The sequence below is a fragment of the Victivallis lenta genome (assembly GCF_009695545.1).
GTDB classification, from domain to species: domain Bacteria; phylum Verrucomicrobiota; class Lentisphaeria; order Victivallales; family Victivallaceae; genus Victivallis; species Victivallis lenta.
Window position 1 is genome coordinate 237,352 of record NZ_VUNS01000001.1, and the last position, 17,300, is coordinate 254,651.

The 17,300-nt window shown below is 62.7% G+C and carries 12 protein-coding genes; 6 read left to right on the forward strand and 6 right to left on the reverse strand.

Features of this window, described 5'->3' with window-relative positions; all coding sequences use genetic code 11:
• Nucleotides 1-7: 7 nt before the first annotated feature.
• From FYJ85_RS00935 to gnd, 3 genes are all read right to left on the reverse strand, one after another.
• Nucleotides 8-1,039 carry a LacI family DNA-binding transcriptional regulator gene (locus FYJ85_RS00935; RefSeq protein WP_154416693.1) on the reverse strand — a complete coding sequence of 344 codons (1,032 nt, stop codon included), beginning with the start codon at nucleotides 1,037-1,039 and terminating at the stop codon, nucleotides 8-10.
• A 379-nt stretch (nucleotides 1,040-1,418) separates the two neighbouring features.
• Nucleotides 1,419-2,195 carry a hypothetical protein gene (locus tag FYJ85_RS00940; RefSeq protein ID WP_106053161.1) on the reverse strand — a complete coding sequence of 259 codons (777 nt, stop codon included), beginning with the start codon at nucleotides 2,193-2,195 and terminating at the stop codon, nucleotides 1,419-1,421.
• A 19-nt stretch (nucleotides 2,196-2,214) separates the two neighbouring features.
• Entirely contained in the window at nucleotides 2,215-3,630 is a 1,416-nt protein-coding gene (gene gnd, locus FYJ85_RS00945; RefSeq protein WP_106053162.1) for a decarboxylating NADP(+)-dependent phosphogluconate dehydrogenase, read from the reverse strand.
• A 226-nt stretch (nucleotides 3,631-3,856) separates the two neighbouring features.
• Here gnd and topA point away from each other — a divergent pair, with 226 nt between their 5' ends.
• From topA to FYJ85_RS00970, 5 genes are all read left to right on the forward strand, one after another.
• Nucleotides 3,857-6,382 (forward strand): type I DNA topoisomerase, encoded by a 2,526-nt coding sequence (gene topA / locus FYJ85_RS00950; RefSeq protein WP_106053163.1) that lies wholly within the window; start codon nucleotides 3,857-3,859, stop codon nucleotides 6,380-6,382.
• Nucleotides 6,383-6,390: 8 nt separating this feature from the next.
• The gene (locus tag FYJ85_RS00955; RefSeq protein ID WP_106053164.1) at nucleotides 6,391-7,314 is read left to right on the forward strand and encodes an AsmA family protein; all 924 of its coding nucleotides are present in this window, start codon (nucleotides 6,391-6,393) and stop codon (nucleotides 7,312-7,314) included.
• A 275-nt stretch (nucleotides 7,315-7,589) separates the two neighbouring features.
• Nucleotides 7,590-8,678, forward strand: coding sequence for a substrate-binding domain-containing protein (locus FYJ85_RS00960; RefSeq protein ID WP_106053165.1), 1,089 nt, complete (start codon nucleotides 7,590-7,592; stop codon nucleotides 8,676-8,678).
• A 22-nt stretch (nucleotides 8,679-8,700) separates the two neighbouring features.
• Nucleotides 8,701-9,354: a prepilin-type N-terminal cleavage/methylation domain-containing protein gene (locus FYJ85_RS00965; protein WP_106053166.1), complete on the forward strand. Its 654-nt coding sequence runs from the start codon at nucleotides 8,701-8,703 to the stop codon at nucleotides 9,352-9,354.
• A gap of 24 nt (nucleotides 9,355-9,378) precedes the next feature.
• Nucleotides 9,379-12,102: a hypothetical protein gene (locus FYJ85_RS00970; RefSeq protein WP_154416694.1), complete on the forward strand. Its 2,724-nt coding sequence runs from the start codon at nucleotides 9,379-9,381 to the stop codon at nucleotides 12,100-12,102.
• On the opposite strand, the gene FYJ85_RS00975 is transcribed toward FYJ85_RS00970, so the two are convergent.
• From FYJ85_RS00975 to FYJ85_RS00985, 3 genes are read right to left on the reverse strand one after another with little or no spacing between them, the layout of a single operon-like run.
• Nucleotides 12,080-13,753 (reverse strand): hypothetical protein, encoded by a 1,674-nt coding sequence (locus tag FYJ85_RS00975; RefSeq protein ID WP_106053168.1) that lies wholly within the window; start codon nucleotides 13,751-13,753, stop codon nucleotides 12,080-12,082. The genes FYJ85_RS00970 and FYJ85_RS00975 overlap by 23 nt on opposite strands.
• Nucleotides 13,750-15,474: an adenine deaminase gene (gene ade / locus FYJ85_RS00980; protein WP_154416695.1), complete on the reverse strand. Its 1,725-nt coding sequence runs from the start codon at nucleotides 15,472-15,474 to the stop codon at nucleotides 13,750-13,752. Before ade ends, FYJ85_RS00975 begins: the two co-directional genes overlap by 4 nt.
• 4 nt (nucleotides 15,475-15,478) lie before the next feature.
• A complete protein-coding gene (locus FYJ85_RS00985; RefSeq protein ID WP_158703924.1) occupies nucleotides 15,479-16,009 on the reverse strand; it encodes an epoxyqueuosine reductase QueH in 531 nt (176 codons plus the stop codon).
• 68 nt (nucleotides 16,010-16,077) lie between these two features.
• On the opposite strand from FYJ85_RS00985, the gene FYJ85_RS00990 reads away from it, so the two are divergent.
• Nucleotides 16,078-17,298 carry an ABC transporter permease gene (locus FYJ85_RS00990; RefSeq protein WP_154416696.1) on the forward strand — a complete coding sequence of 407 codons (1,221 nt, stop codon included), beginning with the start codon at nucleotides 16,078-16,080 and terminating at the stop codon, nucleotides 17,296-17,298.
• Nucleotides 17,299-17,300: the final 2 nt, after the last annotated feature.

Sequence of the window (17,300 nt, forward strand, 5' to 3'; positions counted from 1 at the left end):
AAAAAACTCACCGGTCCGGCAACCGGAACCCCGGGGTCGTATCGCGCAGAACCATCCGTGCGGAAAGCTCCACCGCCGCATACTTGCCGTGCAGCAGCGCGTTTTCGAAGAGCTGCCAGCCGGAAAAGATGATATCCTCCACCGGGTTCCGGACGGAGGTGAGCGGCAGGGCATTGAACGGCATCTCCAGCCCGTCGATCCCGATCACCGGCAGTTCATCCACGCCGCTGCCGCACTCCATGAGCGCGGTCACCGCCGAGTTGGCGAGTTCGTCGGTGAAACAGCAGAGCGCGTCGGGACGGCCGGGAGCAGCAAGAAGCCGGCGCATTTCCGCAACCGTCTCTCGGTGGCAGGAAACCGCATAACGTCCCGCCAGCCGGATTCCGGCCGCCTCCAGTCCGCGAAAAATGCACTGCTCGCGAATTGAAATCGGGTTGCTGACCATCTCCGAAAACGTCAGGTAGGAGACACTTTTCACACGGTTGCCCACGAGGAAATCGATCAGCGTCGCGGCGATCCTCTCTTCGGAAACGCCCACGCGGGAGACATTCGGGCCGCCCGGCGTGTTGTGCCCCAGCATGACCAGCGGCAGGTGAAAATCGGTAAACCGTTTGTATACATCGAGATTCCGCTCGCCGCCGGTGATGGCGAAAAGCCCGTCGACCCCCCGCGAAAACAGCATTTCCAGCTTGCGGCGTTCAAGCTCCAGATTGAAATTGTAGAATTCCAGCAGCGGCATATAGCCGTGCTCGACGCAGGTTTCCGCCAGCAGGTCGCCGATCACACGGCTGAACATCACGTTGGAGGTGTTCAGCAGAATGCCGATGTTGTTGCTGCGGCCGGAGACGAGCGTCCGCGCCGAATTGTTCGGAATATAGCCGAGCTCCTCAATGGTCTTCTCGATCTTTCTGCGGGTGTCGGGGCGCAGCCCGATATTGTTCTTCGCATCCCGGTTCAGGACGGCGTAAACGGCGGTGCGGGAGACTCCCGCAGCCTCCGCAACCATCCGCACCGTAATTTTCCGCTTCCCCGAAATCATCGCACTCCCGTCTCAATTTCACGTGATATTAAAAACAGCGTCTTTCTCCGCTCAAAAGTCACTCAATGTGAGCAGAGGCAGGAAAATATCACGAGGTATCTTTCTTTAATTATACCAAACTTTCATCGCGTTGTCAATGCGCAATCGAAAAAAATTCGCATTTTTTGACCTCCATTCCGCCGCCGGCAGGCCCCCGCAAGGGATAAGGGAGGTGAAAAGCCGGCAGGGAAACAGGCGCAAACGGTTTTGCCGGCAGGCCGCCGCCCGGACACGGAATGACTGCGGCGGAAGGTCCGTTCCGCCGCACTGCATCACCCCATATTCGAAACCGGGCGGCAGACAAAGGCCGGGACTTTCGCCCCGGCCCCGCCGTCACCCCCTACCGGAAGACCGGCGGATAAAAGTCGGTGAGCGGAATCGGCACATCGAGCTTGTAATCGACCACCGAAACCCGGTTCTTCCGGCCGTTGGCCACAGTCTCGATTTCGACCGGAATCCGCACTCCCTCGTGAAGTCCGTAACGGATGATCTTCGACGAGCTTTTGCCGACCCGGTAGCCCTTGATCAGGAAATCGTCCTTGTCGATATAGATATCGAGCGACGGCAGGTTCGGATTCGAGTCATCCACCGTGCAGACGAGCTTGTAAAAATCTTCATCCCCGACCCGGCAGCCGGTGATCTTGATATCGTCGAACACTTTGGAGAGCCGGCTGCCCGGATTCGCAATCAGCGTCAGGGTCCGCACCAGCTTCATCTGGCTTTCGCCGAGCTCATTGGAGCGTTTATTCGCGTAATCGATCTGCCACCCGCGGTCGCCGTTGATGATGATTCCGCTCTGCGGCGCGTTGTCCACGATATTGACCATCATGAGCTTGTCGGGGCTGACGAACTTCACGTCGGTCAGCATCTCGTCGGCATTCTCCTCCAGCCAGCGGATCTCCTGCGTAATCTGCCGCTGCACATAGCTCTTCGCCTTGGCATAGCGGCCGTCCGGATCGAGCGCCTTCTGCATGTTCGCCTCGATTTCTCCGATGGTGATGTCCACCGGATACACCTCCTCGTCCGGCAGCGAACTGCACCCGCCGACGCCGAACACGGCCGCCAGCAGGAGCGCGCCGCCGAAACAGAATGCCCCATTCAGCCAACTCGTTTTCATGTAACCTCCCAATCCTTCTTTATATCCATTCCGTGTGAAACGTTTCTCCGCGCGGACGATCCACACGCTCGTACCGGTGCGCGCCGAAAAAGTCGCGCTGCGCCTGCAGAAGATTGCCCGCGGAACGCCGGGTCCGGCAGCTGTCGAAATAATTCAGCGCCCCCGCCATGCACGGCATCGGGACTCCGGCCAGCGAAGCCGCCGCGACGCTCCGGCGGAACCCGGGCAGATTCACGGCGAGCGCCTGCCGGAAAAATTCGTCGAACATCAGATTCTCCAGCTCCGGCTTCCGGTCGTAAGCCGCCTTGATGTCGTCGAGAAAACGCGCACGGATGATGCACCCGCCGCGCCACATCAGCGCAATCCCGCCGTAATTGAGCTTCCAGCCGTAATTTTTCTCCGCCGCCGCCAGCAGCGCGAAGCCCTGCGCATAAGCGCAGATCTTGGCGGCGTAAAGCGCGGCTTCGAGATCGGCCAGCGCCGCGGTCCGGTCGACCGGCGGCGTCGATTCGACTCCGGGCAGCAGCTCCGCCCCCCGCGCGCGCAATTCGACGTCGGCGTTCAGGCTGCGCTGGAAAACCGCGTCCGTGATGACCGGAGCCGGCGTGCCGGTTTCGAGCGCCGCAACGCCGGTCCAGCGGCCGGTGCCCTTCTGCCCCGGCGCGTCGAGGATGCGGTCGAGCAGCAGCCCCTCCCCCTCCGGATCGCCGCGCCGGAAAATCTGCGCGGTGATATCGAGCAGATAGCCCGAAAGCACCCCTTTGCTCCAGCGCGAAAAAACCTTTTCCATGCAGGAGTTATCGAGCCTCAGATAATCGCGCATGAACGCATAGGCCTCGGAAATCAGCTCCATATCGGCATATTCGATGCCGTTGTGCACCATCTTGACGTAATGGCCGGACCCCTCCGGGCCGACCCAGTCGCAGCACGGCACGCCGTCGACCTGCGCGGCGATGGTCTGCAGATATTTCTTCACGCACGGCCAGGCGCCTTCGTCTCCGCCCGGCATGATCGACGGGCCGTGGAGCGCCCCCTCTTCGCCGCCGGAGATGCCGACGCCGAGAAAACGGATGCCGCGCTCCCCGAGCGCACGCTCGCGCCGCACGGTATCGAGATAGAGGCTGTTGCCGCCGTCCATCAGAATGTCGCCGGGGTCCAGATGCGGCAGGAATGCCTCGATGCAGTCGTCGACCGCCCTGCCGGCCTTGACCATCAGCAGAATCCGGCGCGGCTGTTCAAGGGAGGCGACGAACTCCTCCGGGGTACGGCAGCCGGTCACCGGCAGGCTTCCGGCCCGTTCGAGAAAAGCGGCGGTCTTCTCATAACTGCGATTCCAGGCCGAGACGCGGAAATGGTGATTCGCCAGATTCAGCGCGAGATTTTCCCCCATGACCGCGAGACCGGCGACTCCGATTTCAGACAATTGTTTTTTCATTGATTCCTCCTCCTCGTCCAAGGCCGTCCATCCTCCGGATGACCATGTGTAATATGCACCTTCCCGGCTGAAAATTCCAGCCGGTTCCGCACTTTAATCGTCATTTTTTCCGGCGGCGGCTTGACAATCCGGTCCGGGCGGCGGTAAAGTAGTAATATACATGTGCGCACACGCGCACGGGAGATAATGTGAATTTACGAAATTGCCTGAGGAGCTTATCAATAACATGTCGAAACTTCTGATCGTCGAGTCGCCGACCAAAGCCCGGACCATCGGGAAGATGCTCGGGAAAGATTACACCATCATCGCCTCGATGGGGCATATCCGCGACCTGCCGGAGCGCGAGCTCGGGGTCGATATCGAACACAACTTCGCGCCGCAGTACGTCGACACCTCGCGCAGCAAATCGGTCGTGAAGGAGCTGCGCGCCGCCGCCAAAACCGCGGACGAAATCTATCTCGCCCCCGACCCCGACCGCGAAGGGGAAGCGATTGCATGGCACCTGGCCGAAGTGCTCGAAAAGAGCACGAAATCCCCGCTTTACCGCGTGACCTTCCACGAGATCACCCGGAGCGCCATCGAGAAGGCGATGACCGAAAAGGGCGAGATCAACCTGAATCTCGTCGACGCGCAGCAGGCGCGCCGGGTCCTCGACCGCATCGTCGGCTACCAAGTCAGCCCGCTGCTCTGGTCGCGGATCGAAAAAGGTTCGAGCGCCGGGCGCGTCCAGTCGGTCGCACTGCGGCTCGTAGTCGAGCGCGAACGGGCGATCAACGCCTTCCAGCCCGAGGAATACTGGGTGTTTGCGCTGGTCTTCCGGACTGCGGACGGCCGGGAATTCACGACGCGGCTCTTCAAGATCAACGGCAAGGATTTCAAAGTAGGCTCCGGTGTCGAGGCCGAGAAACTCATGGCGGCGGTCCGGGCCGGCGCGCCCCCCGCAGTCGGGCCGGTCACATCAGCCGAGCGCAAGCGGTACGCGCCGCCGCCCTTCACGACCAGCACACTCCAGCAGACCGCGAATACCGTGCTGCACTACAGTGCGACGAACACGATGCGTTATGCGCAGCAGCTTTACGAGGGCATGGACATCGGCGAAGGCGGCGCGGTCGGCCTTATCACCTACATGCGTACCGACTCGGTCACCATCGCCCGCGAAGCGCAGGAGGCGGCGCTCTCTTTCATCCGCGAAGCCTACGGCGCGAACTATCTGCCCCCGAAGCCGAACTTCTACAAGAACAAGGCCGCCGCGCAGGAGGCGCACGAAGCGATCCGGCCGACCGACGTGCGCCGTACGCCGGAGGCGATGGCGCCGTTCCTCGACCCGATGCAGCTCAAGCTCTACACGCTGATCTGGCGGCGTTTCGTCGCCAGCCAGATGGCTCCGGCGATCCAGAACCTGACCACGGTCGACGTCGTGATCGGCGGCAATGACGCGCAGGAGTACACTTTCCGCGCCACCGCGACGGTTCCGGTCTTCGCGGGCTTCAGCAAGGTTTACGAGGATGCGAAGAAAAGCAAGGACGAAAGCCGCGAGGCCGAAGTGCTCGGCAGCCTCAAAACCGGCGATCCGCTGACGATCCGGGATTTCAAGACCGAGCAGAAGTTCACCGAGCCTCCGCCGCGATACAGCGAAGCCGCGCTGATCAAGGAGCTCGAGGAAAACGGCATCGGCCGCCCGTCGACCTACGCGACGATCCTGCGCACGATTCAGGATCGCGACTACGTGAACCGCGAACAGGGCAAGCTCATTCCGACCGAACTCGGTTTCAGCGTGAATGACTTCCTCGTCGAGCGGCTTCCGGAGCTTTTCGACGTCGGTTTCACGGCCAGAATGGAGCAGGAGCTTGACGAGATCGAAGAAGGCAAGGTTTCCTGGACCGACATGATGGCGGATTTTTACGCGAAGTTCTCCCCGTGGCTCGAAGACGCGCGCAACAGCGACGCGCCGCCGCCCGAAGAAGCCGGTGCGCTGCTGAAGCTGCTGGAGGAGGTCGCTTTCACGGCTCCGGAAAAGGTCGGACGCCGGACCTACGACGACGGTAAATTCTTCCGTTCGATCCGCGACAAGTTTCTCGAGGACGGCAAAATCACGGCCAGACAGTTTCAGGCGCTGCTCGCGATCGCGGCCAAATACCGGAATCAGCTCGACGCCCGCATCGGCGCGCTGCCGCCCGCCCTGCAGGAAGCAGTCAACGCCGCCGCCGCCGAACACGCCGAGCGGGAGGAACGCCGCGAGCAGTCGCAGGCCGCCGCCGCCGCGATCGACTATGCCGGACTTTTCGCGGCATTCGACAAAGTCACCTTCGAGCCGCCGACGAAAAAGGGGCGGTTCACCTACGACGACAAGAAATTCTTCAATTCGCTCAAGCGGCAGGCGCTCGACGGCAAAGCGCTGTCGGAGAAGCAGAACGCCGCGCTGCGGCGCATGGCGCAGAAGTACCGCGGCGAACTGACCGATCCGGCGCTCGTCGACCGGATTCTCGAGATTCCGGCCGCGGCGGAGGCGGCGGAGAGTACCGGTTCCGCCGCGCCCGCCGCGCCGAATCCGGAAATCGCCCGGCTGCTCGAGGGGCTGTCGAAAGTCACGCAGTGGGCCGAGCCGGTCAAGCGCGGACGGTTCACTTACGACGACAGGGAGTTTTACGAGTCCATCGCCAAACAGCACGCTTCCGGGCGCATCCTGAGCGACCGGCAGGTGGCGGCGCTGAAAAAAATGGCGGCAAAATACAGCGTAAAAAGTGAGGAGTAGAGTACAGCATGAGCGAAGAAAGCAAAAAGGAAGCCGTAAAGGCTGAAAACGCCGGAGCAAAGGAAACCGGGCACGAAACGCAAACGGGGGCGAAACCGAAAAAAAAGCGGCTCTGGCTGCGGGTTCTCGGCTGGACGCTCGGCGTGATCGCGGTTCTCCTGATCGTGGCAATCATCGCGCGCGACGCGATCATCAAGACCGCCGTGACGAAGATCGGTTCGGCCGTGACGGGGACGAAAGTTGAGATGGATTCGTTCTCGAGCTCCTTCGGCGGAACGGTCGAGCTGACCGGATTCCGGGTGGCGAACCCGGAAGGCTACCGGGACCCGTATGCGTTCCAGGTCGCCCAGGTCAGGGTCGGCGTTGACGTCGGTTCGCTGTTCTCGGACAAGATCGAAGTCCGTGAGGTGCTGATCTCCGGCACGAAAGTGAACTTCGAGCTGAAGCTCAACGGCAGCAGCAACCTGACCGATATCAAGCAGAATGTCGAGACGTTCGCCGGCGAAGGCGGCGGGCAGCCGGAGTCGCCGGATCAGCCGGCTGCGCAGGAACCCGAAGCGGCCCGGGAAGCGGCTCAGAAGAAGGTCGTCATCCGCATCGTCAAAGTCGAGGGAACCGAGCTTTCCGTTTCGTCTTCGCTGCTGAATACGACCGTGCCGCTGCCGCTACCGCCGATCACGCTGACCGATCTCGGCGAAGGCAAAAACTTCGGTGAAACGGTCAATGAATTCGCGGCGAAGATGCTGGCGGCGATCCTGACGGCGGTCTCCGACTCCGGTCTGAGGCTCGACGGTCTGAAGGGGATCGGCGACTCGCTGACTGAAGCGGGAAAGGGCCTCGGCGACTCGCTCAAGCAGAGCGGCGACTCCCTGAAAGATGCCGGCAAAACCCTTGAAAGCAGCTTCAAGGATCTGTTCAAGAACAAAAAATAGTCGTTCCGACGATACAGACGGGGAGCCGGTTCCGCACCGCTCCCCGTTTTTTTCAGCTCCGGCAGAAAAATCCTCAAGGCCGTTTCAAACGGCAGGCAAAGTTCCTCCGTGTCCGGAAACAGCAGTTTCATACCAACTGCGAAACGTACCGACACTGTGTCCGGGCATGTTTCACACGATTTCAGAAAAATTTCCGTTTTCCCTCTTGACAAATCGTTCTGACTTTGTCATAATATCAATATAGTGCTTTTACTATCACCATCAGGAAACCGGTCATGTCACAGAAATATGATGAAATCAAGGCTTTTTTGAAGGCGGAGGCGCTGAAACCCGAGTCTCGGGTCAGAATGCCGACGATCGCGGAACTCATGCAGAGATTCCGCGCCTCGCAGTCTCCGGTCAGCCGCGCGGTACACGATCTCGAACGCGAGGGCGTGCTCTACTGCCGCCGCGGCGCCGGCATCGTCAGCCGCTCCGGAAGCGCGCCGTTCACCGTGAAACCGCCGGCCGAGGTGAAGCGCCGCGGCGAGGTCGCTTTCTTCAGCATCGATTATTTCGCCAACACGATCTGGGAGATGGAACATACACTGAACGCCTACGCGCAGCAGCTCGGCTACACAGCCCGGAACTACCGGCTCCAGCGCGACAGCGACCGGATCGGCCTGCTGCGGAGCACCATGGGAGCGGAGGAGCTGCGCGGCGTCGTCCTGATGTCTTCGGCCGACCGGCTCGAACCGGAACTGATCGAACTGCTCAGCAAACTCCCCTGCCCCGCCGTCATCCTCGACAGCTACTTCCACTATGACTCCCTGCCCGGCAACGTCTCGCTGCTGATGCCGGACGCGAAGACAAACGGCCGGAACTGCGTCGAATACTTCCACGCCGCAGGACACCGGAGCATCGGCTTTGTCCGCTCGGCGCCGGACGGCTCGATCCCGCAGCAGATGATCGCCGGAGCACTCGAAGCGGCCGAGGAGCGCGACATGGAGTTCACCGTCCTCTCCTGTGCGATCAAATCCTGGGAAAGCAACTGCGATGCGGGGCGCAACATCACGCGGAATTCCCTTGACATCATCCGTTCCCGGCAGATCACCGGGCTCATCTACATCGGTCCGAGCAGCACCATTGCCGGGCGCCGCGTCCTTTGGGAAAACGGAATCCGCGTGCCGGATGAAGTCAGCCTGCTCTCCCACGGCAACGATTCGCTGCTCGGCGACTGCATCCCGGCCCTCACCAGCACAAAGACCGATTTCACGGCCATGAGCCGCGACGCTCTGGATATCGTCGCCGGCGGACTGCCCCGGCAGGAGCTGCGGCTCTATCCGGCAGAAATCATCGAACGCGAAAGCATTGCCTCCCGGTAAATAACTTCAATAAGGAGCCACCATGAAATCCGCAAGACGCGCCTTCACTCTGATCGAACTTCTGGTTGTTATCGCCATCATCGCGATTCTCGCCTCCATGCTGCTGCCGGCCCTGAACCGGGCCCGCGCCCAGGCGCAGCAGAGCAGCTGCATGTCGAACCAGAAACAGATCATGGCCGGCATGCTGATGTACGCCGGAGACAATGACGACCTCACGACACCGCTGAACCTCGCCAAAAGCTTCTCCGGCAGCAATCCGTCCCGCGCCTACAACTGGTGGACGAGCCTGCTGATCCGGGGCAGTTATCTGCCCGCGCCACGCGCCTGGGAGAACGAGTACGAGGGGAAATGCAGAGACGGCGTCTTCATGTGTCCGTCCGGGCAGGTCGATTCCGGGCGGATCGGCATTTATGAAAGCGCAATTTACGGCGTCAGCTATGACCATTCGATCAAACTGACCCGGATCCGGGACAATTCAACCCGGGTCCTGATCGGGGATACACGCGGCGGAATGTCCTTCTACTCCTCAAAAACCACAACCTGGAGCCCGACGCTCGTCCAGAGCTTTTCGGAACGCCACAACTTCGGCGCGAACGGCGGCTTCCTCGACGGTCACGCCGAATATCGCAAGCATACCAGCTGGCTCGCCGGCGACAGGCAGTGCTTCGGCAACTGAATTTACCCAACCGGAGGCAATCCCATGCGAAAATACTGGATCATGCTCGCCCTGTGCCTTGCCGCCTGCTGCGGCGGAGCCGAACTCAAGCCGTTTCACGGCGATAACTACATCCTCGACTGCCGGAGCGGCATCGCCATCTCGGTGAAACAGAAGAACGGCGATTTCGCCCCGTTTCTCTCCGGCATCGGCTTCGACGCGACAGACAAGGACTGGAAGACGTTCTTCCGTTCCGCCGGATTCCGGGCGGAGTGTGTGAAACAGACGCCGGAATCCGCGCTTTACCGCTTCGAATACCGCTTTACCGGCCCCGATGCGAAACGAATCAGGCTCGGCGGCACGCTCGAAGCACATCCGGACTACATGCGGATCAATTTTGAAGGGAACTTCCGCGGCGACACCGACAAGTTCTTCCACCGCCGGATTCTGTTCCGCTATCCGAAGGAGGAGCTCCGGCTGCTCGGAGCGGCGGCCGACAACGGCCCGGAGGGCGGCCAAAGCGGCATCCGGCTGGAGTCTTCGCCGCAGCTCCGGCTCTTCTACAACCGCAAGGAAAAAAACAGTACGGGTTCGCAGATCTGGACCGGCCGGGACGAAGAGCGCTTCTTCCGGCTCGAAATCACGCTGGAACCGTATTCCGGCCGGATTCCCGAATTCAGCCGCCTGTCGAAAGAGCCGTATGAGGCCCGCTTCGATTTCAGGCGTTACTGCAACGTCCTGCTGGACGAAGACGAACGCACGGCGGAGCTGAAAGTGCTGAACCGTTCGGCCGAACCGCTCGACCGCGAGGCACGTCTGACCATCCGCGACCACCGCGGCCGGAACCTCGAAACGAGGAAGCTCCGAATCGAAGCCGCTCCGGGAAAAACCGTCTCTCAGGCAGTTCCGCTCCCATCCGGCCGGTACGGCTGGTTCGAGCTTGAATTCGACCTGCCGGGCAGTGCGCCGCTCCGCCGCAGCTGCTGCATCCTGCCGCCGGCCGGACGGAAGTTCGGCAAAGGGTCGATCTTCGGCGGCATCATCTATCCGTGGAACCGCAAAACCGTCGAAAAGCTCGACCTCATGCATTGGATCGGCATGAGCACGATCCGCCGCGCCTACCCGATCGCCCGGGAGGGGAGCTCTCTCCCCGCCGGACCGGAATATACGCCGGACGAAGCCGCCCTCGTGCTGCGCGAGCAGGCCGCACGCGGCATCGAGCCGGTGCCGCTCACCTCCGAAAGCTGGAACTATCCGGCCGGAACCTTCCGCCTGACCGAATCGTCGAACGAGGCGAACATCCGGCGGCTCCCGGTTGACTATGCCGAGGAACTGAAGATCGAATATGTCCGAACCAAACTGCACGATCCGGAACTGCAGGTCGGTTCGACCGGAACCGCCGGAATCGATCTCCACTGGTTCGAGGAACTGCAGGAGAACGGCGCATGGGACTACTTCGATGCGCTTTTCGTCCATCTGCACTGCTTCCCGCGCGCTCCGGAGGTCAACAACACGATGACCCGCGAGTTCTGGCTGCACGACCGCGTCACGCTGCTGCGCGAACTCATGGACAAATATGGAGAAAAACCGGTCTACGACAGTGAAAACGGCTACCTGACCCGCTTTCCGGACCGTCGGGTGGAGAAGTATCCGCTGCGCTCCGTCTCCGACAGCAGCATCGCGGCGGCCTTCATGGTCCGCAGTTATCTGCAGTGCCTCGCCTACGGCGTGTCGAACAAGATGTGGTTCACAGTGGACAGCTACGGCGGCTTCGGCATCACCGAGTACGGCCAGCCGCTGCCGGCCTATCCGGCTTACGCCGCGATGACCCGCATGCTCGACGGCGCCCGATATGCCGGGGAGCTCCTGTCGCCGGGGCGCGTGTCGAACGCGATGGACCGCAATGCGGAATTCAGCCGTTCCTGGTTCGGACAGGCCACCCCGGGACTGGAGAAGGAGCTGCTCGGTGCTGACCGCGACTATACGGAGAACGACCGGAATCCGGAGCTGAAGCCGTATGTCTATATCCGCGCCTTCCGGACGCCGGACGGACGGCCGCTGCTCGCCTGCTGGGCCACGCTCTACCGTCAGAAACTCGTTGACACTTCGATCGACACCCCCGCCTGGCAGGATCAGAAGCCAGGCATCTCGCTGCTGTGGAACGGTTTCCCCGCGACGGAACCGCCGAAGCCGCTGCCGGTCCGCTTCCGGGTCGGCGTCCCCGAAGTCGAGGTTGCCGACCTGATGGGCAACCGCCGCAAAGTTGCCGCCGACAATGGGTTTCTCACGCTGGCGCTCGACGATTACCCGCAGTTCGTCTTCGGCGCCGACCCGGCGCTGCTCGGCGAAGCGGAACAATTCAGTTTGCGCCTTTTCCCGGAAACCTTCCGGAAAAACGACCGTTGGAAGACGCTGGTCCAGGCCGTGCTCCCCGCCGAAAAGAAGCATCCGGCCCGGAAATCGGTCTTCGACCGGGAAAACCTCTCGGCCGGGCTCGAGGCTGGAAAGCCGTATCCGATCCACGTCCGGCTGACCAACCTCGGCAAGGAGGCCGAAAGCGGAACCATCTCGCTCAAGCTGCCGGAGAGGTGGCGCTGTGAACCCGGCTCCATCCGTTTCGAAGCGGCAGCCGGGGCGGAGAAAACGGTCGCCGCGACCTTCCTGGTCACGCCGGACAGACCCGCGGCGAAGGTGAAAATCCGCAGCATCGTGCAATCCGACCGCTTCGGCCGGATCGCGGACTCGGTCATGAATGTCGGGGTAAAGTAAAATCCAGCGTCCGTGCCGGAAAACCCGGCACGGTGATTTCGACCACGCCGGAATCCCACCCGGAACGGATGAGCGGAGAATCGTAGAGCGGCCAGTCGAACCGGGCCGGAACGCCGTCGACGCTGCGGCTGCCGTCCGCACCGAGCCCGATGCGCCCGCAGCGCTTCGACTCGTAGACGAGACGGCGCGCGCCGCGGTCGAACGTCAGGCGGTTTGACAGGATCTCTTCCCGGAACGCAGCGAACGAGGCATAATCGGCAGCCTCCCCCGCCTCGCAGACCGCCGCATTCACGGCGCCGGGACTGGTCACTTCGATACCGGCCCATTCGCCCTCCTCCGTCCGGCTCCAGCCGTTCGGCAGCAGAAGCGCGGCATAGGCGGCCGGGCCGGCGGCGAACAGCGCGAATTCGGTTTCGGCGACCTCGCGGAATTCCGCCTTCGGAAAACAGGCGTGGATAAACTGCATCGGCTGATCGGCCGGAATGTCGTAGAGCGCCAGCACGGCTGAACGGTGCTGAAAAAAACGGCCGCAGCGGCAGCCGAGGTCGCCGGTCCAGTAATTGTGTTCGCCGAAATCGCCGGGATGGTGGGTGAAAATCCGGCAGCGCGTGCTTCCGCCGCGCAGAAAAAGGTCCCAGTCGTGCTGCTGGTGGAACGCATAAACCCGCGAAGCGTCGTCCGGATAATCGTCCTGATAAACCACGCTGCCGAGCAGGAAGTTCGCGCTGCGGAACGTCAGCTTGCGGACCGACCCGTCGAGCGGCCGCTCCGGCTGCATGTCGCAGATGTTGTGCAGATGCTTGCGCTCCCGGATCTCCACCGGCCGTTCCGGTTCCCATGCCGCGATCGCCGCAACGGCCGGATCGGGCCGGAACGAGCAGATCAGCGCCTCGTAATTCGCCGCCGAAACGGCATCTGCTCCGGTTCCGGCATAGAGCCGGCAGAGGAATGTCGTGCCGCATTTCGCATAATCGAGCGCGTTGTCCGGGTAGATCCGGCCGTGCGCGCCGCCCTGGCAGCCGTCGAACGACTCCTGCAGCAGATCGGCCAGCAGCAGGTTGAACATATCACCGCAAAGCTGGCGCAGCTCCGGCACGCCGGAATAGTCGTAAAGCAGCGTCATGCACTCCCAGACCGGAATCATGTAACAGCCCGAATCGAACTCCCCCCAGCCGCGGCGGGCGCGGAAACGGAGAAAGTCGGCAAGCCTCCGCCGGTCCTCCTCAAACAGCTCGCGGCCAGTTTTCCCGTACGCCTGAAACAGCCGGTCCGGGTAGACGCGCGATGCAATGAGACGCGAACTCAGGAACAGAAGCCAGTGGTTTTCGGAGCAGTAGATGCTCGAAAAATCGAAGGCCGTGAAGAAGCGCTCAACCGCCGCATGCGTCTCCGGCTCGAGTTTCTCCCCGAAGCGGACCAGAGCGAGCGCAAGCTTCTCGGCCGCGAAATCGCATTCGCCGCGCAGATCGCGCCCGGTCGGGTGCGGCCGGTCGAACCACCCGGCAAGCCCGCGCAATTCGCGGTTAGCAACTCCGGCGTCTCCGTCAAGCTCGAACCGCAGCAGCGGCAGTTCCATGTTCAGCGGCCCCGGAACCGAATCTGCCAGCATGCGCCGCAGAATATCGCTGCGGCGCTCTTCGAAAATGCTCATTTTGATCCCTCTGTCAGAAATTCCATACGATCCACATCGAAAACGCCGCGGTCGGTCAGCCGCAGGTGCGGAATGACCGGCAAAGGCAGAAACGCCAGCGCCTGGAACGGTTCGTGCAGCGGGCAGCCGAGGCTGTGCGCCGCGGCGATCACCTGCCCGAGCTGCGCCGCGACCTCCGGCCAGGGGCGGTCGCTCATCAGTCCGCCGACCGGCAGCGGAAGCAGCGCCAGCACGCGCCCCTCCGCCGCCGCGACGAAGCCGCCTCCGGCGGCGGCCAGCGCGTCGAACGCGAACGCGATCTCCGCATCGCTCACGCCGACCGCGCAGAGGTTGTGGCTGTCATGGCCGACGCTCGAAGCCAGCGCACCGCGCGTCAGGCCGAATCCCCGGACGAACCCGGCGCCGGCATTCGTATTCCGGCCGTGCCGGTGAACGACCGCGCACTTCAGGATGTCGCGCTCCGGATCGGGCCGCAACACGCCGTTTTCATGCGGCAGCCGGTGCATTTCGGCCCCGGTCATCAGGGTGCCGTCCCGCACGGCGATGACCGGAAACTTCTCCGCGGCGCCTTTTACTGCAAGCTTTTCGGGAGCGATCCTGCCGCAGCGGACGCTGCCCGCAAATGCGGCGGCGGAGGGCGGCTCCGGGCGCGATGCGAAAAGCGCCTCAGTCACCCGGCGGCCGTTCCTGATCACATGAAGGACATTCGCACTCCGGAGCCCGTCGAGCAGAACGATGTCGGCGCGATATCCCGGCGCAACAAGCCCGCGGTCGAACAGCCGGAACGCCCGCGCCGCGCTCCAGGAGCCGGCGCGGAAAACCGCGAGCGGTTCGCAGCCGGCCGCAAGCGCCCGGCGCACCATCGCATCGATATGCCCCTCCGACCGGATATCGGCCGGATTCCGGTCGTCGGTGCAGAAGAGGAGGAACGGCGAAGCCGCGACCGTCAGCAGCGGCAGAAGCCGGTCGAGATTCCGCCCGGCCGACCCTTCGCGGAGCATGACCGCCATTCCCCGGCGGAGCTTCTCCTCCGCCTCCGCGCGCGTGTCGGTTTCGTGGCAGTTGCGGATTCCGGCCGCCAGGTAAGCATTCAGCGCCCGGCCGGAGAGCAGCGGCGCGTGACCGTCGATGTTCCGGTCCTCGAAGAGCGCGAGCTTTTCCAGGACGCCGGGGTCTCCGCAAAGCACGCCCGGCACATTCATCATCTCGGCCAGCCCGGGCACGCCGGAACGCCCGCGGTACGGCGCAAGGTCCGCGGCGGAAAGCTCCGCTCCGGCCGTTTCAAACGGCGTCGCCGGCACGCAGCCCGGCAGCTGGAGGAAAAGATCCATGGCCATCTTCGCCGCGCTGTCGAAAAAGTAGTCGAGCGCCCGCGTTCCGGCCACATTCGCCAGCTCGTGCGGATCGCAGAACGCCGCCGTCACGCCGCGCGGCAGAACCATGCGTTCGAATTCGAACGGCGTCACCAGCGACGACTCGACGTGAACGTGGCTGTCGATATATCCCGGCACCGCGACGAGGCCGTCCGCGTCGAGAATGTCCGCTCCGTCATACCGCTCGCCGATGCCGACGACCGTATCGCCCGTGATTGCAATGTCGCCCGGCAGCAGCGCACCGGTCGCCAGGTCGAACACCGTCGCGTTCCGGATCACGAAATCGGCGGGCTCCTCCCCTTTCGCCTGCCGGATGCGCCGTGCCAGAATCCGTTCAAACTCCGTCAATGCGTCACCTCTCCGAAAATTCGCAGCCGCAGAAATTCTGCAGATAAAAACCGTGCTCCCGGGCAAGCTCCCGGCTGCGCCGGAACCCGTCCTTCTTTTTGAAATCCCACGGTTCGAAATGCTTCCAGATCGAAGCGGTCTCAAAGATCACCCGGCTCGGCTTGTGCGGACTCACGGTCAGGGTCGTAGCGAAATTCGCGCCGAGCGCGGCGGCGCGTCCGGCAGTCCGCCCGAGCGACCAGCCGAAGCAGAGCGGACAGCGCAGCCCGCGCTCCGGCTCGGATTCGAAGCCGGCGACCGCGCCCCGCCAGCCGTCGTGATCATACGGATCGACCTCGAGCGCAAGGCCGAAGATTCCGGCCAGCCGTTCAACCGAATCGAGGCGGCGTTCGAACTCCTCCTTCGTCGTGATATTGCTGTTCGAGTAGTAGAGCCGGACCTCGCGCCCGGTTTCGAGCAGACGCTCGACGCAGCCTGCGGCGCAGGGAGCGCAGCAGACGTGCAGCAGCAGCATTGGTTCCGTTGAATTGGTCATGCTATATTTTACCGCCGGAAACATGCTTTTTCAATTGCAAAAACGCGCTTTCGCACCTATTTTATAATATGTTGAATTTTATCATCCGCAGAACGCTCTATTCCGTACTGATCCTGCTGGGTGTGGTGCTCCTGACTTTTGCGCTGTTCAACGTCGCGGCGGGGGACCCCGCCGCCGCGGTGCTCGGCAAAAACGCCCGCCCCGAAGAGGTCGACTCGCTGCGCCGCGAGCTCGGCGCGGATCTGCCGCTCTTCTACGGGCGCTACTGCAAGACGGAGGCCCTGCCGTCGTGGAAGGCGGGCGAAGCGCTGCAGCCCGGCGTTTCGATCAGCGAACCGGACGGAATCAAGGGCCCTTATCTGGTCGTAACCCCGCAGTTCGAATTGCCTGAATACGCCTGCCGGACGGTCCGCTCCGGCCAGACGGGCTACACCGAATTCACTCTGGACGGCGAACCCTTCAGGACTCCCGTGACCGGCCTGGAGGAAATCACGTTCTACCGGATTCAGGAGTCGCCGTGGAATTCGCAGTTCCTGCGGGCAGTGAAGGAGATCGTGAGCTTCACGCCCGAGTTCCCGTACCTCCGGATTCTCGACTTCGGAAAAACCATCACCACGCGGGAACCGATCTCGACGATCCTGCTGCGCGGCGTCTGGCCGTCGCTCTGCCTCATGCTGCCGATCTTCCTCGGCGAACTCGTCATCGGGCTCGCGCTCGCCCTGGTCGCCGCCGCGTTCAAGGATACGCTGATCGACCGCGCACTCGTGCTGGTTTCGGTGGCGGGGATGAGCGTGTCGTACCTCGTGGTCATCATCTTCGCGCAATGGTTCCTCGGGTATTATTACGACCTGTTCCCGGTCTGGGGCTTCGAGGGGATCGCGTATCTCTGTCTGCCCGTCCTGGTCGGCATTCTCTGCGGCATCGGCGGGAACGTCCGCTTCTACCGCACGGTCTTCGTGAACGAGCTGCGGCGCGAATACCTGCGGACCGCAGCGGCCAAGGGGCTGTCGCCGTTCAGGGTTTACGGGAAGCACCTGCTCCGCAACGCGGCGATCCAGATCATCACGCGGGCCAGCGCGGCGCTGCCGTTCCTGTTCACCGGCAGCCTGCTGCTCGAATCGTTCTTCGGAATTCCGGGCCTCGGCTTCGCCGGGGTCGATGCGCTCTACAATTCGGACCTTCAGCTCCTGAAGGCGCTGGTCATCACGAGCGCGATCCTTTTCGTCGTCATGAATCTGCTCGCCGACCTCGCTTACGCGTGGGCCGACCCGCGCATCCGCCTGGAATAGAG